Here is a 19,516-nt window from a genome sequence, read left to right on the forward strand (position 1 = left end):
ACCAAGAAACTAATTAGGCGATGTCAGCGGAAGAGCCCTCATCGCGGGACAGGTTAATGCCAAGCGATGGGCTATCCATGTCATCGTCATCAGAGCCAGACAGCTCCATCGGCGTGCCGTCGGTGGAAAGAACTTCCACGTTCAAGCACAGGGACTGCAGCTCCTTGAGCAACACCTTGAAGGACTCAGGGATGCCCGGATCTGGAATATTGTCGCCCTTAACAATGGCTTCGTAGACCTTCACGCGGCCGACGACGTCATCGGACTTGATGGTCAGCAGCTCCTGCAGGGTGTAGGCAGCGCCGTATGCCTGCATTGCCCACACCTCCATCTCGCCGAAGCGCTGGCCACCGAATTGGGCCTTACCACCCAGCGGCTGCTGGGTAATCATGGAGTAAGGACCGGTGGAACGGGCGTGAATCTTCTCATCGACCAAGTGGTGCAGCTTGAGCATGTACATGTAGCCAACCGAAATTGGGTACTTGTACGGTTCGCCCGAGCGGCCGTCGAAAAGCGTGGCCTTGCCGTGCTCATCCACCAGCACATCGCCGTCGCGGTTAGGACGGGAGGAAGCCAGCAGGCGCTCGATCTCGTGATTGGTAGCACCGTCGAAGACCGGGGTCGCGGTCAAGGAATCCGCAGGAACGTCATAGAGCTCCTCCGGCAGGGTCTTGAGCAGCTCGGCGTTCTTCGGATCCTCGGTGTCAACCTTCCAGCCGGCGTGTGCCAACCAGCCCAGGTGAACCTCGAGGACCTGGCCGATGTTCATACGACGTGGCACACCGTGGGTGTTCAGCAGGATGTCTACCGGGGTGCCGTCTTCCATGAACGGCATATCCTCTGGCGGCAGAATCTTGCCCACAACACCCTTGTTGCCGTGGCGGCCGGCCATCTTATCGCCGTCCTGGATCTTGCGCTTCTGGGCCACGTAGACGCGAATCATTTCGTTGACGCCAGGGGCCAGATCGTCATCATCATCGCGTGAGAAACGGGCAACGCCAATGACCTTGCCTACCTCACCGTGCGGCACCTTCATGGAGGTATCGCGGACCTCGCGGGCCTTCTCACCGAAGATGGCGCGCAGCAGGCGCTCCTCCGGAGTCAGCTCGGTCTCGCCCTTCGGGGTGACCTTGCCCACCAGGATGTCACCGGCGCGGACGTCGGCACCGATGCGGATGATGCCGCGCTCGTCCAGATCGCTCAAGACGTCTTCAGAGACGTTCGGGATCTCGCGGGTGATTTCCTCAGCGCCCAGCTTGGTATCGCGAGCATCGATCTCGTGCTCCTCGATGTGGACGGAGGTCAAGATGTCCTCTTCCACGATGCGCTGGTTGAGGATGATGGCGTCCTCGTAGTTGTGGCCTTCCCACGGCATGAAGGCAACCAGCAGGTTGCGGCCGAGGGACATCTCACCATTGTGGGTACCAGGGCCATCGGCCAGAACCTGGCCGGCCTCTACGCGCTCGCCCATAGAAACCAGCGGGGTCTGGTTGTAGTTGGTGCCCTGGTTGGTGCGCTCGAACTTACGCAGGATGTAGGTGTCGCGCTGGCCCTCATCATCCATGATGGTGATGACATCAGCGGTGACGTTTTCTACCACACCGGCCTTCGGGGTGATAACAACGTCGCCAGCGTCATAAGCAGCGCGCTGCTCCATGCCGGTACCTACCAGCGGAGCCTCGGAGCGAACCAGCGGCACGGCCTGCTTCTGCATGTTCGCACCCATCAGGGCACGGTTAGCATCGTCGTGCTCCAAGAACGGAATCATGGCGGTACCCACGGACACCATCTGGCGTGGGGAGACGTCAACGTAGTCCACACCAGAGGCATCGGTAAGTCCAATATCGCCGTCCTTTAGGCGGACCTCAATACGCTCGCCGGTGAGGTTGCCCTCTGCATCCTGCTCGACCTCAGCCTGAGCAATAGCGAAGCGATCCTCTTCATCAGCGGTGAGGTACTCCACCTGATCGGTAATCTTGCCGTCCACAACCTTGCGGTACGGGGTCTCGATGAAGCCAAAGGCATTCACGCGGGCATAGGAAGCCAGCGCGCCAATCAGGCCAATGTTCGGCCCCTCAGGAGTCTCAATCGGGCACATGCGGCCGTAGTGAGAAGCGTGAACGTCTCGCACCTCAATGCCGGCGCGCTCACGGGACAGACCGCCCGGGCCCAGCGCGGACAAACGGCGCTTGTGAGTCAGGCCGGACAGCGAGTTGTTGTGGTCCATGAACTGGGACAGCTGCGAGGTGCCGAAGAACTCGCGGATAGCAGCAGAGACCGGGCGCACGTTAATCAGGGAGGTCGGAGTGATGGACTCCGCGTCCTGGGTGGTCATGCGCTCGCGCACAACGCGCTCCATACGGGACAGGCCCACGCGGACCTGATTCTGGATGAGCTCACCTACGGTGCGCAGGCGGCGGTTACCAAAGTGGTCGATGTCATCCGTGTGCAAGGAGATCATCTCGCCGTTTGGCGCCTTCATCTCGCGCTCGCCTACGTGCAGGCGGACCAGGTACTCGAGGGTGACGGCAATGTCTTCCTCGGTCAGGGTCATCAGACCATCGTGGTCGCCGCCCAGACCCAGCTTGCGGTTGACCTTGTAGCGGCCGACCTTTGCCAGGTCGTAACGCTTCGCACGGAAGAAGGAGTTATCCAGCAAGGACTGTGCCAATTCACGGGTTGGCTGCTCGCCTGGGCGCTGCTTACGGTAAATCTCCAGCAATGCCTCATCGGTATTTGCCACACCATCAGATTCCAGGGTGGACATCATAAGCTCGGAAAAGCCGAAGCGATCCTTGATCTGCTCCTCGCTCCAGCCCAGTGCCTTAAGCAGCACGGTAACCGGCTGGCGGCGCTTGCGGTCAATGCGCACGCCGACGGTATCGCGCTTGTCGACGTCGAACTCCAACCATGCACCGCGGGAAGGAATAACCTTCACGGAGTGCAGCGGGCGCTCGGTGGACTTATCGATCGAGCGATCGAAGTACACGCCCGGGGAGCGCACCAGCTGAGAGACGACGACGCGCTCGGTACCGTTCACGATGAACGTGCCCATATCCGTCATCATCGGGAAATCGCCGATGAAAACGGTCTGCGACTTAATCTCTTGGGTGTCGTTATTGATAAACTCTGCGGTCACGTACAGCGGCGCGGAGTAGTTGATGTCCTTTTCCTTGCACTCATCCACGGTGTTTTTCACCGGTTCAAAGCGCGGCTCCGACAAGGACAGGGACATATTGCCCGAGTAGTCCTCAATCGGCGAGAGCTCTTCGAGGATGTCCTCGAGGCCGCTCGTTACGCGGGCATCATCGCCACGCGCAGCCTGCTCGCGCTCGCGCCATTCCGGCGAGCCGACGAGCCAAGCAAAAGAATCAAGTTGTACGTCAAGGAGACCCGGCAGGGCGATGGGCTCGCTAATTTTTGCAAACGAGTATCGCTTCGGGGCTCCGGGGATATTGGCCACTGACTTGGTCTGGCGGGAGACTGCCAAGATGGGTCCTTCCAGCACCTCACGCGGATTGCCTGCTCGCCCTGGCCGACGAGCCGCAAAACCGCTGGTAATTCTAGCATTCGGTCTGCTGTGGAGTGTCTGGGTTCAGAATGCACAAAATCACCTTGTCAAGTCGGTTTTGCCATCACCGGCCTGAAAGGCTAAATGTGCACCGAAGATCCAGATTCCAGCGCAACGAAATAGCTTATAGGAAAAGACCTGTCATGTAAAGACACACCACTATTGGGGCGTGTCGCTACCACGCTAGGGGGCAAGTTCGTGCTCGCCGCGGCGCTAACGCGTCCACACCGCGCAACTCCGCGCGGTAACCAGTGAGCACCCTACCACTAAAATCTCTCTATACCGCAACCCTGCCGGCGATCGAGGCTCCTAGCTGCTCTTTTAGCGGCTCACCGGCACCGCGCTTCCACCGTTGTGCGCGTGGTGGCCACACCGGCGGGCGTGCTTATTCTTTCCGCCAAATAGCCCCAGCGCACCGATGATTCCTAGTAACGCAAGCAGCGCGCCTACTCCAATGACTATCCAGCGGACAATCTCCGCCACGCGATCGCGCGGGAATTCTGCGGCTTCCTTCAGCAGCTCTTTTTGGTCCTCTTCGGAGGTAGAACTATCAAAGACGAAGGCACGCACGCGCCCCACGCCTTCGCGGTCTGCGTAGTAGTCATCGATGTCTACATCCATGCCCACCACGAGTCCGGTTTGTTGGTCTACATAGAAGTCACGGTTACCGGAGTGGGTCAAGTACCCCTGTTCCTCGCCGCCGCCCTCCTTGGGCAGGCTGGTGGTATTCCCATCGGCTGCATAAAGCTGCGCTACGTTCGTCGGCTCAATTTCTTGGTGATAGCGATAGACCGTACGGCCATCCATCGTGGTTTCTTCTTCAAAGACCGCATCGACGGCCTTGCGCAGGGTCGGGTCAAAGACTGGGTAATTGGTCTTTTCGGCATCCGCGGGGAACTTGAGCCAGTAGCCGTCTATGGTCACCGTATCTGATGGAGTCGCGAGCGTATGGCTCAACGAGGCCTCCCCCATCGCTTCACCACTCAGGCGGTCCACCGGGTAGGTCCACACCTGGGCCTGGCTCAAGTCGTTTAAGCCTTCGCCCTCGCCGCGCATACGCGTCTCACCGATGCGCACGGTAGCCTTCTCTTCGTCCGAGGGCTCTTGGATATCCATGTTGATCTGGTAAGTCATGGGGCCTGAATACGGCGCGGAACCATCCTTGGACAATTGCTGGGAATCCGCGGAATCATCGTGCAATGTCCAGGTGCTGTTTTTCAGGTTCAGCGGCAGCCGCGGGGAAAAATCCAAAAATGCCGGCGCCACAACACCAGCGGCGATCAACGCGACACCGAGGCCTAGGAGCAGGACGGAAAAAATGCGGGACTTGGGCAGCATGGGGGCTAATTCTACAGCCCTTGGCGGAAATTCCTGGTTTCTACAGGCCACCCCGCCGTGCCGGATTGATTTCTAAGCAGTGTGCTTATTCCAAGCAACGATACTGCTAGTATCCGTGGTTTGGCGCGCGCACCAAAGATCAAACTCTTCCTGCAGTCCCAGCCAAAACTCCGCCGAATTGCCAAAATAGGCAGAGAGACGAAGCGCCATTTCCGCACTAATCCCAATGCGTCCACGGACCAGCTTTGAAATTTGGGATTTGGAGCTAAAAATATCCCTGGCTAAGCGGTATTGAGTAAGTCCGAGCGGCTCCAGAAACTCCTCGCGCAGAACCTCCCCAGGGTGTGGAACGGATATGATATCCGAAGCTTCCTCTCCCTCATTTGTGATAATCGATGAAGTCAACGTCCACAGCTCCTTTCCCTGTCCATCGAAAGACTACTCTTCACTGCGCGTTAACGCGGATGGAATAAAATCCGTCCCACTGCCCTTTCAGTCTCTCCAAACGATTTGCTGGTGGAATCCTTAAATCAGCTAGGGAAACGGACCGGTCAATCATGATGAGTTTGCGGCGCAGGATCTTCCGCAGTTCAGGAGGTACATACTTTGGCGCCTTACCATCTGTGTGAAAACGCTCTAAGCTACCCTCCTAAACTCCACAACGCCATGGTGTCATACTTTGACACTATTGGCCATTGCTGCACTCCACGCACTACGCTCGCAAACACAAAACGAGGAAATCCCCAGCTCCCACCGCGTGCAGCGGTAGAAGTGGGGATTTAAAAGCGGAAAGCTCAGTGAAATTACTTGAGCTCGACGGAAGCGCCAGCCTCTTCCAGCTTGGTCTTAGCAGCCTCAGCGTCGTCCTTGGAAGCGCCCTCGAGGATAGCCTTAGGAGCACCCTCGACCATTTCCTTAGCTTCCTTCAGGCCCAGGCCGGAGACGATCTCGCGGACAGCCTTAATAACGCCAATCTTCTTAGCGCCAGCGTCGGTCAGAACGACGTCGAACTCGGTCTTCTCCTCAGCGGCACCAGCGCCGCCCTCAGCCGGAGCGCCAGCTGCAACAGCAGCAACCGGAGCAGCAGCCTCAACGTCGAATACCTCTTCAAATTCCTTAACGAATTCGGACAGTTCGATGAGGGTCATTTCCTTGAAAGCTTCAATGAGCTCGTCCTTGGTGAGCTTAGCCATGATGGCAAGTCCTTTCTGTGTTGTGTGAGCGCTGCACCTACATTAGGCAACGCGCACGGTGTTGTAATTGTGCGTCTTTTGTGACGACTTAAGCTTCTGCTTCCTTCTTGTCCTGCAGGGCTGCGACGGTACGTACAGCCTTGGTTGCAGGAGCGTTGAAGAGAGCGGCTGCCTTCGCCATAGAACCCTTCATAGCGCCAGCCAGCTTTGCGAGGGTGGTCTCGCGGTTGTCCAGCTTGGCGATGGCCTCAACCTGGTCGGCAGACAGTGCGTTGCCGTCCATGTAGCCACCCTTGATGATGAGTGCCTTGTTGTCATCAGCGAACTTGGTGATGACCTTCGCAGCATCCACTGCCTCGCCCTTGATGAACGCAATTGCGGTCGGGCCAGTCAGCAAATCATCAAGACCTTCGATGCCAGCTTCCTTGGCAGCGATCTTGAAAAGGGTGTTCTTGGCGACGGAGTATTCAACGTCAAATCCCAGATCGTTACGCAGCTCCTGCAGCTGGGATACGGTCAGGCCGCGGTACTCGGTCAATACAACAGAGTTAGCGCCAGCCAGCTTCTCCTTCAGCTCTGCCAGGTCTGCAGTGTTCTTTGGGTTTGCCATTGTCTCTCGCCTCCTTCCAAAACATCTCTTTTATTATTCCGCCGGGACCTTCCTTATTTCGGTTACCCGAAATAACAAAAGCCCCGTGCAAGAGCACAGGGCGCGCGACATAAGAGAATGCCGCGAATAATCGCAAAGTGTCTCCTGCGTGGGCCGCCTCCTAGGATGGAGAACCTTCGATCCAAATGGATGACCAACGGTCTTCGGTGAACTTTGACTCGGCCTGAAGCGGCCGTTCAAACTTCGTGGAAAACACTACCTTCCCACCAACGGTTTCTCCAAATCCCCGTTTTCGCCGCGTAGGATAGCCGACATGACCTGCCTGATGTGGTTTCGCGATGACCTGCGCCTACACGATAACCAGGCCCTTCGCCGCGCGGCCGAAGCCACCTCGCTTACAGGCGTTCCCTTGATCGCCGTCGTGCTCGACGAGCCGGCATATCCGGGCACCCGCCCACTGGGCGGCGCCACCACGTGGTGGCGCGAGCGCTCCCTTTATGCCCTTGCACACGACCTCGCCGAGCACGGCGTGGAGCTCATTCGCGTCGCCGGTGATGCCCGCGTGGAAATCCCCCGCCTAGCCGCCGAACTCGGCGCCACTACCGTCACGTGGACGCGCCGCTACCACGGCCCGCTGCGCGAGGTTGATGCCGCCGTCAAGGAAAACTTGACTGCTCGTGGCATTACCGCCACTTCTTCACCCGGCTTCACCCTGGTCGACCCCTGGGAGGTCACCAATGGCCAGGGCCAGCCCTATAAGGTCTTTACCCCCTTCTCCAAGGCCGCCTCCTCCCAAGTGGCAGGCGATGAACCGGAGGGGGTGCCGGAGATGGGGGCGTCGGCAAGCATTGCGTGCTCTTGGCCCAAGCCCACCGAGCCAGCGTGGGCCGCATCCCTGGCCGAGCACTGGACGCCCGGGGAAGCCGGTGCGCGAGAGCGCCTGGCGCAGCTGGACTTGGCCAACTACGCCGAGGAGCGCGATATCCCTGCGCTTAATGCCACCTCCCTACTCTCGCCGCGCCTGCGCTTCGGCGAGGTCTCGCCGCGGGAAGTATGGTTCGCCGCGGCCGAGGAGCCGGAGTGCGCCAAATTCCACTCCGAGCTACTGTGGCGCGACTTTGCCTGGCACCGCCTCTACCACCTGCCCAACCTTGCTACCGAAAACGTACGGGAAAAATTCGACCACTTCGATTGGTCCTGGGATGACCCACGCCTGACAGACTGGCAGTCCGGTACCACGGGCATCGCGCTTGTCGACGCCGGAATGCGCGAGCTTTGGGCCACCGGCTATATGCACAACCGCGTACGAATGGTGGTGGGATCTTTCATCACCAAGAACCTCGGTATCCACTGGCGCCTAGGCGAAGAATGGTTCTGGGATACGTTGGTAGATGCCGATGCCGCCTCCAACCCCTTCAATTGGCAGTGGGTGGCTGGCTGCGGCGATGACGCCGCACCATTTTTCCGCATCTTCAACCCCGAAACCCAGGCCAAGCGCTTCGACCCCGACGGCGAATATGTGCGCCGCTGGGCACCCGCGCTGTCTGGCCCACCCATAGTGGACCTAAAGGAATCGCGCCAAGCCGCCCTCGACGCCTATGCGGAGATCAAGGACTAGGTCGGCGGAAGAGGCAGAAATAAAGGTCTACCATGGGGCCAATGATGAGCCCTAGGATTCATTCTCAAGCGCACCCGCCCATCGGCAATACCCCACTCATGCGAGTGGAGGCGATCAATCCTCGGCCGGATGTCCACCTCTATCTCAAACTCGAACAGTTCAACCTTGGCGGCTCTGCAAAAGACCGTACCGCCCGAGCACTAATCCAGTCGGCCCTTGCCGCCGGCGATATCCGCCCAGGGTCGACGTTGGTGGAATCTTCCTCCGGCAACCTGGGCATGGCTCTAGCTCGCCAGGCCCCACTGCTGGGGATGAAGTTCCACTGCGTGGTGGATCCGCGCGTCAACGCTTCTACGGTGGCCACCATGCGGGCCTATGGCGCACACGTGGAATTGCTCGACCACCCAGATCCTGAAACCGGCGATTGGCTCACCGCCCGCCGCACCCGCGTGGCCGAGCTATTGGAAGAGATCCCCGATTCTTTCAACCTCAACCAGTATTCCAATGAAGCCGCCTTCCACGCCCACGCGGAGGGCACTATGACTGAGATCCTGGAGCAACTCGGGCAGGCACCCAGCCATGTGCTCGTGGCTATGAGTACCACCGGAACCCTTGGCGGCTGTGTCCGCAAACTTTCCGAGGTGGGAGCCAGTACCCAAACAATCGGCGTTGATGCAGAGGGCTCCGTACTTTTCGGCGGTGAGCGTGGCACCCGCATGCTGCCCGGCTATGGCGCAGGTATCGTGACCGACCTATCCACCAAATTTTCGCCCTCCTCCGTCGAGCGGGTCCCCGATCTCTAGGCCATCGTGGCCGCCCGCAGGCTCGCCCGGGCCGAGGGTTTGCTGCCGGGCGCTTCCGGCGGTGCTGTTATCGCAGCCTTCCAGCGCCTCGCCCCCTCCCTGCCGGCGGGGGCGGAGGTGGTTGCCGTGCTACACGACGCCGGCCAGCCTTACTTAGACACTATCTATAACGATTCCTGGGTGTGCGAAAACTTCGGCATTTCACCTGCCGAACTTGCCGCGCGCAGCGAAGGGACGGCGCAGTGACTTCCGCTAAGCCTGCCCGACGCATTGCCATCATCGGAGGCGGTCCGCGCGGTCTCTGGGCCGTAGAGGAACTCATCGAGCGCGCCCGCATCCCCATCGATGTCACGGTCTTCGACCCGTATCCGGCCGGTTCAGGCGCTGTCTACCGCCCGCAGCAGCCGCCCCACTGGCGCCTCAACGTCAACTGCGCCATCGTCACCACCGCCCACGATAATTTCAACGCATGGCGGGCCCGCCGCGGTAGGGACACCACCGATGCCCTCCCACCGCGCGCCGAAGTGGGCCAATTCCTCGCCGATACCTGGTCCGCCGCATTGCAGCGCGCGCCGGCGCACGTTGGCATCCGCCACCTGCCGCACCGCGTGAGCGAAGTGAGTAATGACGGAGAAGGCTTCATGGTCGACGGCACCCCCTTCGACGACGTCCTGGTCTGCACCGGACACGACCATCTCCATGCTGGTTCCTTGGTCCACGAAACTTCGCGTGTGCCCGTCACCGGTCTCTATTTCGGCGCCGACCTCCCTAGCGCTCCACGGCGAATCGGCGTGCGCGGTGCCGCCTTAAGCTTTATCGATGTATGCCTGCTTTATGGCGATACCGCCGAGGTCATTTATCCGGTTAGCCGCAGCGGGCGATTTATGGAGGTAAAGCCCTCTCCGGAGGCACCGCTGCCGGAGGTTTCGACGCGGTGGCGGCAGGCCTGTGCGCACATCACTAACGCCGCAGATTTGCGCGAGATCCTCATCGGGGCCGCAGCCGAGTTCGGTGACTTCTCTAGTGCGGAACTAGCAGCCGTTATTGATGGTCAGGATTTCACTGGCGCTGCGCTCGCTGAGCTCGAGGCTTCCCTCCGTGCGGTCGAGGGTACTGGTCCCCTGACTCCGGCCACGGCCGTGGGCGCGGCTTTTCGTGGGGTCTTCCAAGACTGCGTCGATTGGCACCAGGCACACGGCCCAATGCCCGGGTTCCGCGAGCTCTCACGCACCCTTGAGCGGGTGGCCTTCGGCCCACCACCGGTCACAGCCAGGCGTCTGCTCGAGCTCATCCACTCCGGGGTGGTGGATACCCAGTATCTAGGCACTCCTGAGCAGATAGATTCCTGGCGGGAGAAGGGCGGCGTGGACCTGCTTATCGACGCCACTGTGGCTCCCCAAGCCACCCCCTCCCCCTTCCATAACGTTCCTGGTGTGGTGGAAATTGGCCGCATGAATGAGCTCTCCCTGCCCGGGCATGACTCTCTTAACCGTTTAGTACACGATGACATCCCCCGCTGGGCGGAGAAAGTAGGAAACTCATGACCACCCCTCCCGTTGCCCCACTGCCGGTCCATGGCACCGTCCCGCTGCGTGCCCGATGGGAGCAGTGGATGCAAGAGCTCGTGGAGAACCCGCAAGAAGTTAGCGCACTCACCTCGCGCTATGGTTCTCCGGTAAACGTGCTTAATCCCGCGCCACTGCGCCACAATGCCCAAGAGCTACTAGACGCCGGTGCTTCCCACGACGTGAAAACTCGGGTATTTTTCGCCCGCAAAGCCAATAAGGCGCTGTGCTTTGTCGACGCCGCTCGCGAGAGTGGACTCGGCGTGGATGTAGCCAGTGAGAACGAGCTACGCCAAGTGCTCGAGCGCGATGTAGCCCCAGAGCGCATCATCCTCAGCGCTGCTATCAAAAGCGATGGTTTGCTCCGCCTCGCGATTTCGCGTGGCGTTACTATATCGTGCGATTCTCGCGCAGAATGCGACCGCATCGCCGCCATCGCCCGAGCTTTAGAAACTACCGCCCGCGTGGCACCGCGCCTTGCTCCAGATCCAGATGATTTACCACCGACCCGCTTCGGGGAAAGGCTACCTGCATGGCAGAAAGCGGAGTGGCCCACGGAGCTTCGTGCCGTGGGTGTCCACGTCCACCTGCATGGCTATAGCGAGGCGGATCGCCGCACCGCCCTTGCAGAGGCCATTGCTCTAGTCGAGCACCTACGCGCAATGAACCAACCCGCTAATTTCATCGATATCGGCGGCGGCGTGCCCATGAGCTATTTAGAATCCCGCGAGCAGTGGGAAAACTACACAGCGCGTATCTCTGCGCAGCGCGCTGGTACCGGTGACCCCTTTACCTGGAAATCGGATCCGCTCTCCAATACTTACCCATTCTGGCAGGAACCGACGCGCGGTCAGTGGCTGAACCAACTTCTCTCCGGTGAGGTCCCCGGCTACGGCAACGCCGGTGGTGCCCTGCGAGAGCGGGACATCGCCCTCCATCTAGAACCGGGCCGCAGCCTCCTCGACGGCTGTGGTGTCATCCTCGCCGAGGTGAGCTTTCTCAAAGAACGTTCTGATGGCCTGCCCCTTATCGGTGTGGCGATGAATCGCACGCAGTGCCGGACCGCCGCGGATGACATCCTGCTAGACCCCCTCCTCGTGCCTACAGCCGGTTCAGCAAAGGAGGTCTCCCGCGAGCGACGTACCGGCTTTGTAGTCGGTGCCTACTGCATTGAAGACGAGGTGATTCTGCGCCGCGAACTGGACTTCCCAGCGGGCATTGCCGTAGGAGATACCCTCGCCATTCCCAACACGGCCGGATATTTTATGCACATCCTCGAGTCTGCTTCGCACCAGATTCCCTTGGCTCGAAACGTCTACTACGACGGCGGCGAATGGGTGCCAGACGATATTGACGCCACATAACTACTAGTGGCTCGAGATATAGAAAAAGGGCTTCGAGGAATTGCCTCTAAGCCCTTTAACCTTAAACGCAGTACGTGATAACTGCTTAAGCGGTGTAATCCTTGACCACGGAACCGTCAACCGGGATGCCCGGGCCGGAGGTGGTGGAGATGGTAGCGCGCTTGATGTAGATGCCCTTAGCGGAAGAAGGCTTCAGGCGCTGGATCTCATCCATGAGGGCGCCGTAGTTCTCAGCCAGCTTCTCAGCATCGAAGGAAGCCTTACCGATGATGGCGTGCAGGTTAGCAGCCTTATCAACGCGGAAGGAGATCTTGCCGCCCTTAACCTCAGAGATTGCCTTAGCAACGTCTGCGGTAACGGTGCCGGTCTTCGGGTTCGGCATCAAACCACGCGGGCCCAAGACGCGGGCAACGCGGCCAACCTTGGCCATCTGATCCGGGGTAGCGATAGCAACGTCGAAGTCGATGTTGCCCTCGTTGATCTGCTCGATCAATTCAGCGGTGCCGACGATATCAGCGCCAGCTTCCTGAGCGGCGGTAGCCTTCTCGCCTTCTGCGAAGACAGCAACGCGAACGTCCTTACCGGTGCCGTTAGGCAGGGAAACGGTGCCGCGAACCAGCTGGTCAGCCTTGCGCGGGTCAACGCCCAAACGGAAAACAACATCAACGGTGGCGTCGAAGTTCTTGGAGGAGGTCTCCTTAGCCAGCTTGGTGGCCTCGATCGGACGGTACAGGCGGGACTTATCTACCAGTTCCGCAGCGGCCTTATAAGCCTTAGACTTGGTGCTCATTTAACAATTCCTTTTCTGGATTGGTGTGGTGTTCGGCGGGCCGTAGCTGGCCCTACCACATAAAGTTTTTACTTCTCCGGTGCGCCATCAACGGTGATACCCATGGAGCGGGCGGTACCGGCGATGATGCGAGCGCCGTTCTCGATGTCACGTGCGTTCAGGTCCGCAAACTTGGTCTCTGCGATTTCCTTGCACTGGTCCCAAGACACAGAGCCGACCTTGTCGGTGTGTGGAACGCCGGAGCCCTTCTTGATGCCAGCGGCCTTCAGCAGCAGCTTGGCTGCCGGCGGGGTCTTCAGCTTGAAGTCGAAGGAACGGTCCTCGTAGACGGTGATCTCAACCGGAACCACGTTGCCACGCTGGTTCTCGGTAGCGGCGTTATAAGCCTTGCAGAATTCCATGATGTTGACGCCGTGGGCACCGAGTGCTGGGCCAACTGGCGGTGCCGGGTTAGCGGCGCCTGCCTCGATCTGCAGCTTGATGAAGCCAGATACCTTCTTCTTAGGAGCCATCGAATTACCTCTTTCCTGTGTTACCGGGATAGCCGCCACGATGAATAACGGGATCCCGTCCGGATGCTCACCTTCAGTGGGCCACCGGAGGATGAAACGTTTTTCTTATACGCACGCCAAAGGCGCACGGCGTTCCAGTTTAGAACACCGTGCGCCCTGCACAAAATCACTTTTAGGAGATGCGCTCGATCTCGGTCGGCGACAACTCCACTGGGGTCTCGCGACCAAAGATGGATACCAAGCCCTGCATCTTGCCGGTCTCTGGGTCGATCTCGGAAATAGTGGCGGAGACTGCGGCCAGCGGGCCGGACAGGATGGTCACTGCCTCGCCTACCTCGAAGTCGTGGGCGTACTTCTTTGCCACTTCCTTTTCTGGCATGGCCACGACCTGCTCGCCCTCGGCCTCATTCGGGGCGGCATCGCCCTTGGTGGACGGTGCTTCGTTCGGCATCAGGAATTTAGCCACATCGCGGGTCTTCACTGGGGTGGCGTTGCCCTCGTTACCCACGAAGGAGGTCACACCAGGGGTTTCACGAATGACGGACCAAGCGGCGTCATTGAGTTCGGCGCGGACGAGGACGTAGCCCGGCAGCAGCTTGCGCTTCACAATCTTCTTCTTGCCGTCTTTGTTCTCAAGTACCTGCTCAATAGGAACGACAACCTCGAAGATAGAGTCCTCCACCTCGAGGGTCTGGGCACGCATGTCCAGGTTGGTCTTTACCTTGTTTTCGTAACCGGAGTAGCACTGAATGATGTACCACTGGCCCGGTTGCTTCTTCAGCTCGCGGGTAAACGCACGCAGGCGCTTGCGGTAGGCGGCGTCTTCGGACTCATCCTCGCCAGCCTCTGGAGCTGCGGCCTCTGCCGCCCCCTCGGCGTCGGCCGCTGCCGTTTCCGGTGCCTCGGCTGCCTCAGCAGGCTCAGCTGCGGCGTCGGTGGACTCTGCTGCTTCTTCTGCTGCGGGCGCGCTTGGGGTAGCGTCCTCCTGCTGTGCTTCTTCAACGGAGCTAGCGTGCTCTGCCGCCTGCTCCTGCACGTTGGCCTGCATAGCCTCCTCTAGGGAGGTGCCTACGGTTTCGACGTTATTCTCGTCGCTCATGATTCTTACTCCAAAAATTCCTCGGCGCGTTGCGTAGGACTAGCCTACCCGCCCGCGTATGGGCAAAAAGTATCCCGCCGTTCCTTCAGTGGAAACAGCGGGATAAAAGATTATGCGGCTATCTTACTAATCAGAGAGAACCTGCTCAACTCCGAGACCGGCCAGAGCGTCCACACCCCACACCAAAACGGTCATGACGATGAGGAAGGCAAAGGTAATGAGGGTGTACTGCAGCATCTCCTTAGCGGTCGGCCACACCACTTTCTTCATCTCAGTTGCCACCTCGCCAGGGAAAGCGGCTACGCCACCACCTGGGGTGTCATCGTGATTCTTATCCTCTACGCGGACGACGTGCTTATCGGCGTAGTCCGCGGAGGACGTGGTAGCCGCACCAGAGAGCTGACGCTTACCGGTCGGGCGCGGTGCACCCGAATTCTTCGGCTGCTGCTCATCGCTCACAGCTAACCCTCCTTGGGAACTAAATCTAATAGGGCGCTTAACGCGCACCTCCATAACTTTGTCAACCCTAGCAAAGCTTGCACTGCATGAAAAGCTGACCACCGCATTTATAAGACGTGGCCTTGGATACATTGGGCGAGCACAGCGGCGAGCAAGGCTCGACCGGGAAAATATGGCATGAACAAACCCCGCCACCTGAAATCAAGTGACGGGGTTTACTGTGCAGGGGCGACAGGACTCGAACCTGCAACCTACGGTTTTGGAGACCGTTGCGCTACCAATTGCGCCACGCCCCTATTCTTTTATCTCTTAATGCCTCAGCATCAAGCGTTGAAGACCTTACCAGAGCCATAGTTCCAATCTGAAACCAGGCGGGTCTGCAAAGCCTTCAGCGCGGTAATAAAAAAGCGCCCTGCGGGCGCCTTTCTTTCCCGGTAGCGATGGCGAGAATTGAACTCGCGACACAGCGATTATGAGTCGCTTGCTCTACCACTGAGCTACACCGCCATATTCACCTTGGGGAATTTCTTCCTCCGAACATGAATGGAGCCCCCTGACAGAATCGAACTGTCGACCTTTTCCTTACCATGGAAACGCTCTGCCGACTGAGCTAAGGGGGCACATCCTAGCGTTGAACACATCGCTATTTCGTTGTGCTCTCCGTTGCGGACTCCAATAATCTAACCCGCTTGCAACGTTTTACACAAATCGCCACGTCAGAGCGCAAAAATGGGAAGCTTTTATGACACCTTATCGCGCATGTGAATGTGCTTGAATGAAAGGCATGTTGGATCAGAAGGATGCCCAGTCCATTGACGCCGCAAAGTTGTACTACAACTCCGGCTTCTCTCAGGCCGAGGTTGCCCATCATCTTGGGGTTTCCCGGCCCACGGTGTCCAAGTTGCTCAGCCACGCCTCCGCGCGCGGCTTTGTCACCATCAGCATTGCCGATCCGCGGGAGCAATCCGATGAACTAGTGGGCCAACTACGCCAACGCTTTGCGCTTGCCGACGTCCGCGTGACCACCACCCCACCCGGCGGTTCTCCCCTAGCAGACCTGGGCAGCGCCGGCGCCGCCCTCCTGGAAGAACTCATTGAGGATGGCACCAGCGTCGGCCTCTCTTGGGGCGAGACGATGTCCGCCGTCGCTTCTCACCTGCGGCGACAGCCACGGGAAGGCGTAGAGATTGTACAACTAAAAGGTGGCCACTCACACACGGAGCGATCCACTAAAGACTTCTACACCCTGCAGGCCTTTGCCCACGCCTTCAATGCCGAGGCCCACCTTTTACCGCTGCCGGGCATCTTCGATTCCGCGGAGGCCAAGCAGTGGGTGGAGCGCGATAGGCATATTGGGCAGATTTTGCATAAGGGGGCGTCGGTAAGCGTGGCGGTCTTTACGGTGGGCTCGGCCGAGCAGGAATCTTTAGCTTTCAACCTGGGCTATCTGACCGCGGCCGAGAAACAGCAGATTGCAGACAATGCTGTGGGTGATGTGTGCTCGCGCTTCTTCGACGCCTGCGGGGAAGTAGCCTGCCCGGCCGTAGACGCCCGCACCGTGGGCATCAGCCTCGCAGACTTGGCCACGCGCCCCACCCGGGTGCTGGTAGCTGGCGGCGCATCTAAGGCGCGGGCCATATGGGTGGCGCTGCGCAAGGGATTGGCTACCCATCTGGTCACAGATCAGGCCACCGCGCGCAAGCTCGTGGACTGGGCTAGTGAGGCCTCCCACAAATGTTGAACAATTGTAAATTGCGTCATTGACATGGGTTCCTGCGGGGTTAAGCTAAGTGTGTAAAATCCCCCCCACACCGAGGAGCGAAGCTATGTCCGCTACCGATATTGCCACCCCACACATCAACCCGCAGGGCGCGCCCATTGCAGAAACCATCTTGCTGCCCGGCGACCCACTACGCGCACAATTCATCGCCGAAAACTTCCTGTCAGACACCGTCCAGTTCAACGGCGTGCGCAATATGCTGGGGTTTACCGGCACCTATAAAGGCAACCCCGTTTCGGTCATGGGCACCGGCATGGGTATTCCCTCCATCGGCATCTACTCCTGGGAGCTCATCCACAACTACGGCGTAAAGAAGCTCATCCGCGTCGGTTCCATCGGCGCTATGCAAGAAGACATCGAGCTGCACGATGTCATCGTCGCCTCCTCCGCCTCCACCGATTCCAATTTCTTGAGCCAGTACAACCTGCCGGGCAGCTACGCTCCGACCGCCTCGTGGAAGCTCCTCAAGGCTTTGGTGGATGAATCCGAGAAGCAGCAGGCACACATTCACGTGGGCAATATCTTGAGCTCGGACATCTTTTATAACTTTGACCAGTCCGTCAACGAACGCTGGGCGCACATGGGCGTGCTCGGCGTAGAGATGGAATCCGCAGCGCTTTATGCCACCGCGGCCGAAGCCGGCGTCGACGCACTGGGGCTTTTCACCGTATCCGACAACCTCGTGCACGGTACCAAGCTTTCTGCCGAAGAACGCCAAACCGCCTTCCACACCATGATTGAACTCGCGCTGCCGCTTAACGCGCTCGACTAAAAGGACGCCTTCCCCGTGACTTCTTCTACTACCTCTGCTTCCCCGCAGGACAAGCGGCCAGGTCCCGCGCTAAACCCCAAAGTTGCCGTCCCCATCCTGCTCTTCGTCTTTGTCTTTTCTCTGGTTATTGATAACGGCTTTAAGACGATGACCATGCCGATTGCCCAGGCGCTCGACCTTTCCGTTAAGACCGCCTCCCTCCAGGCTTCCCTCGCCGGCGTCATCATCGGCATCGGTGCTGTGGTCTATGCCGCGCTGGCGGATTCCATTTCCATCCGCAAGCTCATGCTCACCGGCGTTGTCCTCATTGCCGTGGGATCGATTTTAGCCTTCGCCTTTTCTAGCTTCTGGCCCATGGTGCTGGCCGGTCGCCTCATTCAAACCGCCGGCCTCGCCGCCGCGGAGACGCTTTATGTCATTTACGTGACCAAGCACTTGAGCGAGGCCGATCAAAAGACCTACCTGGGCTTTTCCACCGCCGCTTTCCAAGCCGGCCTGCTCATCGGCGCGTTGACCTCTGGCTTTATTTCCACCTATGTCTCGTGGACGGCGATGTTCCTAATCCCGCTCATCCTCATTCTGACCATCCCACCAATCATCAAGCTGGTGCCAGAAGATGAGGCCGTGGAGGGACACCTCGATGTGCTCGGCCTATTTTTCATCGCCGTCTTTGCCACTGGCCTGACCTTATTCATGCAGGAGTTCGACTGGGTATATCTCATCGTGGCTGTCCTCGGCGTGGTGGGCTTTGTTTACCACATCGGCCACGCCAAGTATCCCGTGGTCACCCCGGAGTTTTTCACCAACGGCCGCTACGTGTGGACCATCCTCATGGTCTTCTTCGTCTATTCCACCCAGATGGGCTTCATCTTCTTGCTGCCTTTTGCGGCGCATGACCTGCACGGCATGAATATCGATAAAGCCTCCCTGTTGATGATCCCGGGCTATATCTGCGCCATCCTCATCGGCATCTTCTCCGGAAAGATCGGCACCGTTTTATCCTCCCGCGCCACCATCTACACCGCCTTCGCCTTAGTTGCCGGCGCACTGGTGATGGCCGCGCTTTTTGTGCACCTCCACGTCGCTATTCTCATCGCAGCCATCGTGGCCTTCGCCTCCGGCTTTTCACTGATGTACGCGCCGCTGGTTAATACCGCGCTGCGCAATATCAGCGCCGTCAAGTCCGGCATCGCCATTGGTTTTTATAACCTGACCATCAATATCGCCATCCCGCTGGGCATTGCCTATACCGCCAAGCTGCAGGACCTCGCTAGCTATAACACCGTGCTGTGGATCCTGGCCACCGTGGCTGCTATTGGCATTGCCCTATACGTAGTTTCTGACCTCAAGATGGCCCGTTCCGAATCCCGCCCAGCCCGTTAAGGAGAAAATTATGACTTCCCGCACCGACGTTGCATCCATCATCGATCACACCCTGCTCAAGCCGGAGGCCACCCCGGAACAATTCCGCGCCCTGGTAAATGAGGCAGCCGAGCTGGGCACCTACTCCGTATGCGTTTCCCCCTCCGCCCTGCCCATCGAGGTTCCTGACTCCCTGCACATTGCCACCGTCGTCGGCTTTCCCTCCGGTGCCGTAAAGCCGGAGATCAAGGCCGCTGAGGCAGCCCGCGCGGTTGCCGATAGCGCCGAAGAAGTGGACATGGTCATCAATATCCCGCTAGCCATTGAGGGCCGCGCCGAGGATCTGCAGGCCGAAATCCAGGCCGTGCGCGATGCCATCCCGGGCAAGGTTCTCAAGGTCATCATTGAATCCGCCGCGCTTTCCGACGACGCCATTGTCCTCGCCTGCAAGGCCGCCGCAGCCGCCCAGGCGGACTTTGTTAAAACCTCCACTGGCTTCCACCCGGCCGGCGGGGCCTCCGTGCATGCCGTAAAGCTCATGCGCGAGACCGTAGGCGATAGGTTAGGCGTGAAGGCCTCTGGCGGCATCCGTACCGCGAAGGATGCCCTAGCCATGATTGAGGCTGGCGCGACCCGCTTGGGCCTGTCCTCCTCCGCCAAGATCCTCGAGGAGCTCTAGT

At 59.2% G+C, this 19,516-nt stretch carries 17 protein-coding genes, 3 tRNA genes and 1 pseudogene; 8 read left to right on the forward strand and 13 right to left on the reverse strand.

All coding sequences use genetic code 11. The annotated features are described in order from the left end of the window. Positions 1-13: 13 nt before the first annotated feature. From rpoB to rplJ, 6 genes are all read right to left on the reverse strand, one after another. The gene (gene rpoB / locus WMP97_RS04845) at positions 14-3,508 is read right to left on the reverse strand and encodes a DNA-directed RNA polymerase subunit beta (RefSeq protein ID WP_200288281.1); all 3,495 of its coding nucleotides are present in this window, start codon (positions 3,506-3,508) and stop codon (positions 14-16) included. Between the two features lie 384 nt (positions 3,509-3,892). Then, positions 3,893-4,909: a DUF3068 domain-containing protein gene (locus WMP97_RS04850; RefSeq protein WP_248099157.1), complete on the reverse strand. Its 1,017-nt coding sequence runs from the start codon at positions 4,907-4,909 to the stop codon at positions 3,893-3,895. Positions 4,910-4,981: 72 nt separating this feature from the next. Beyond that, complete coding sequence (locus tag WMP97_RS04855; protein ID WP_023020529.1) at positions 4,982-5,314, reverse strand: HigA family addiction module antitoxin; 333 nt, start codon at positions 5,312-5,314, stop codon at positions 4,982-4,984. A gap of 40 nt (positions 5,315-5,354) precedes the next feature. Then, positions 5,355-5,498 (reverse strand): type II toxin-antitoxin system RelE/ParE family toxin, encoded by a 144-nt coding sequence (locus WMP97_RS04860; RefSeq protein WP_248099380.1) that lies wholly within the window; start codon positions 5,496-5,498, stop codon positions 5,355-5,357. 214 nt (positions 5,499-5,712) lie between these two features. Beyond that, positions 5,713-6,102 carry a 50S ribosomal protein L7/L12 gene (gene rplL, locus WMP97_RS04865; protein WP_005322882.1) on the reverse strand — a complete coding sequence of 130 codons (390 nt, stop codon included), beginning with the start codon at positions 6,100-6,102 and terminating at the stop codon, positions 5,713-5,715. A gap of 88 nt (positions 6,103-6,190) precedes the next feature. Then, entirely contained in the window at positions 6,191-6,712 is a 522-nt protein-coding gene (gene rplJ, locus WMP97_RS04870; protein ID WP_005322886.1) for a 50S ribosomal protein L10, read from the reverse strand. A 313-nt stretch (positions 6,713-7,025) separates the two neighbouring features. Between rplJ and WMP97_RS04875 the strand changes: the two genes are divergently transcribed. From WMP97_RS04875 to WMP97_RS04890, 4 genes and pseudogenes are all read left to right on the forward strand, one after another. Then, positions 7,026-8,330 (forward strand): cryptochrome/photolyase family protein, encoded by a 1,305-nt coding sequence (locus tag WMP97_RS04875; RefSeq protein ID WP_340439922.1) that lies wholly within the window; start codon positions 7,026-7,028, stop codon positions 8,328-8,330. Positions 8,331-8,362: 32 nt separating this feature from the next. After that, a pseudogene (locus WMP97_RS04880) lies at positions 8,363-9,379 on the forward strand (pyridoxal-phosphate dependent enzyme). Continuing rightward, positions 9,376-10,677 (forward strand): FAD/NAD(P)-binding protein, encoded by a 1,302-nt coding sequence (locus WMP97_RS04885; RefSeq protein ID WP_340439923.1) that lies wholly within the window; start codon positions 9,376-9,378, stop codon positions 10,675-10,677. Before WMP97_RS04880 ends, WMP97_RS04885 begins: the two are co-directional and overlap by 4 nt. Next, positions 10,674-12,062, forward strand: coding sequence for a Y4yA family PLP-dependent enzyme (locus WMP97_RS04890; protein ID WP_340439924.1), 1,389 nt, complete (start codon positions 10,674-10,676; stop codon positions 12,060-12,062). The genes WMP97_RS04885 and WMP97_RS04890 overlap by 4 nt, the downstream gene beginning before the upstream one ends. Positions 12,063-12,147: 85 nt before the next feature. On the opposite strand, the gene rplA is transcribed toward WMP97_RS04890, so the two are convergent. From rplA to WMP97_RS04925, 7 genes are all read right to left on the reverse strand, one after another. Next, positions 12,148-12,852: a 50S ribosomal protein L1 gene (gene rplA, locus WMP97_RS04895; RefSeq protein WP_005322897.1), complete on the reverse strand. Its 705-nt coding sequence runs from the start codon at positions 12,850-12,852 to the stop codon at positions 12,148-12,150. Positions 12,853-12,920: 68 nt separating this feature from the next. Next, a complete protein-coding gene (gene rplK, locus WMP97_RS04900; RefSeq protein ID WP_005327961.1) occupies positions 12,921-13,364 on the reverse strand; it encodes a 50S ribosomal protein L11 in 444 nt (147 codons plus the stop codon). Positions 13,365-13,536: 172 nt separating this feature from the next. Further along, a complete protein-coding gene (gene nusG / locus WMP97_RS04905; protein ID WP_340439925.1) occupies positions 13,537-14,463 on the reverse strand; it encodes a transcription termination/antitermination protein NusG in 927 nt (308 codons plus the stop codon). A 126-nt stretch (positions 14,464-14,589) separates the two neighbouring features. Then, the gene (gene secE, locus WMP97_RS04910) at positions 14,590-14,922 is read right to left on the reverse strand and encodes a preprotein translocase subunit SecE (protein ID WP_023020522.1); all 333 of its coding nucleotides are present in this window, start codon (positions 14,920-14,922) and stop codon (positions 14,590-14,592) included. A 223-nt stretch (positions 14,923-15,145) separates the two neighbouring features. After that, a tRNA-Trp gene (locus WMP97_RS04915) sits at positions 15,146-15,218 on the reverse strand. Between the two features lie 139 nt (positions 15,219-15,357). After that, positions 15,358-15,429: transfer RNA gene (locus WMP97_RS04920), tRNA-Met, on the reverse strand. 37 nt (positions 15,430-15,466) lie between these two features. Then, a tRNA-Thr gene (locus WMP97_RS04925) sits at positions 15,467-15,542 on the reverse strand. A gap of 164 nt (positions 15,543-15,706) precedes the next feature. Here WMP97_RS04925 and WMP97_RS04930 point away from each other — a divergent pair. From WMP97_RS04930 to deoC, 4 genes are all read left to right on the forward strand, one after another. Then, on the forward strand, positions 15,707-16,663 hold the full coding sequence (locus tag WMP97_RS04930; RefSeq protein ID WP_239208168.1) for a sugar-binding transcriptional regulator: 957 nt from the start codon (positions 15,707-15,709) through the stop codon (positions 16,661-16,663). An 85-nt stretch (positions 16,664-16,748) separates the two neighbouring features. Continuing rightward, positions 16,749-17,474 (forward strand): purine-nucleoside phosphorylase, encoded by a 726-nt coding sequence (gene deoD, locus WMP97_RS04935; protein WP_340439926.1) that lies wholly within the window; start codon positions 16,749-16,751, stop codon positions 17,472-17,474. 15 nt (positions 17,475-17,489) lie between these two features. Next, a complete protein-coding gene (locus WMP97_RS04940) occupies positions 17,490-18,857 on the forward strand; it encodes an MFS transporter (RefSeq protein WP_340439927.1) in 1,368 nt (455 codons plus the stop codon). A gap of 10 nt (positions 18,858-18,867) precedes the next feature. After that, positions 18,868-19,515, forward strand: a complete 648-nt coding sequence (gene deoC / locus WMP97_RS04945; RefSeq protein WP_340439928.1) for a deoxyribose-phosphate aldolase — start codon at positions 18,868-18,870, stop codon at positions 19,513-19,515. The last annotated feature ends 1 nt before the right edge of the window (position 19,516 follow it).

The organism is Corynebacterium sp. KPL4072 (assembly GCF_037908395.1).
GTDB lineage: Bacteria > Actinomycetota > Actinomycetes > Mycobacteriales > Mycobacteriaceae > Corynebacterium > Corynebacterium kefirresidentii.

What these genes read in the sequence shown, in the direction of transcription:
- nusG (WP_340439925.1), bottom strand. Translation starts at nt 14,463, where the DNA reads ATGAGCGACGAGAATAACGTCGAAACCGTAGGCACCTCCCTAGAGGAG.
- WMP97_RS04890 (WP_340439924.1), top strand. Translation starts at nt 10,674, where the DNA reads ATGACCACCCCTCCCGTTGCCCCACTGCCGGTCCATGGCACCGTCCCG.
- deoD (WP_340439926.1), top strand. Translation starts at nt 16,749, where the DNA reads ATGTCCGCTACCGATATTGCCACCCCACACATCAACCCGCAGGGCGCG.
- rplK (WP_005327961.1), bottom strand. Translation starts at nt 13,364, where the DNA reads ATGGCTCCTAAGAAGAAGGTATCTGGCTTCATCAAGCTGCAGATCGAG.
- WMP97_RS04930 (WP_239208168.1), top strand. Translation starts at nt 15,707, where the DNA reads ATGTTGGATCAGAAGGATGCCCAGTCCATTGACGCCGCAAAGTTGTAC.
- WMP97_RS04875 (WP_340439922.1), top strand. Translation starts at nt 7,026, where the DNA reads ATGACCTGCCTGATGTGGTTTCGCGATGACCTGCGCCTACACGATAAC.
- rplJ (WP_005322886.1), bottom strand. Translation starts at nt 6,712, where the DNA reads ATGGCAAACCCAAAGAACACTGCAGACCTGGCAGAGCTGAAGGAGAAG.
- deoC (WP_340439928.1), top strand. Translation starts at nt 18,868, where the DNA reads ATGACTTCCCGCACCGACGTTGCATCCATCATCGATCACACCCTGCTC.
- WMP97_RS04850 (WP_248099157.1), bottom strand. Translation starts at nt 4,909, where the DNA reads ATGCTGCCCAAGTCCCGCATTTTTTCCGTCCTGCTCCTAGGCCTCGGT.
- rplL (WP_005322882.1), bottom strand. Translation starts at nt 6,102, where the DNA reads ATGGCTAAGCTCACCAAGGACGAGCTCATTGAAGCTTTCAAGGAAATG.
- rplA (WP_005322897.1), bottom strand. Translation starts at nt 12,852, where the DNA reads ATGAGCACCAAGTCTAAGGCTTATAAGGCCGCTGCGGAACTGGTAGAT.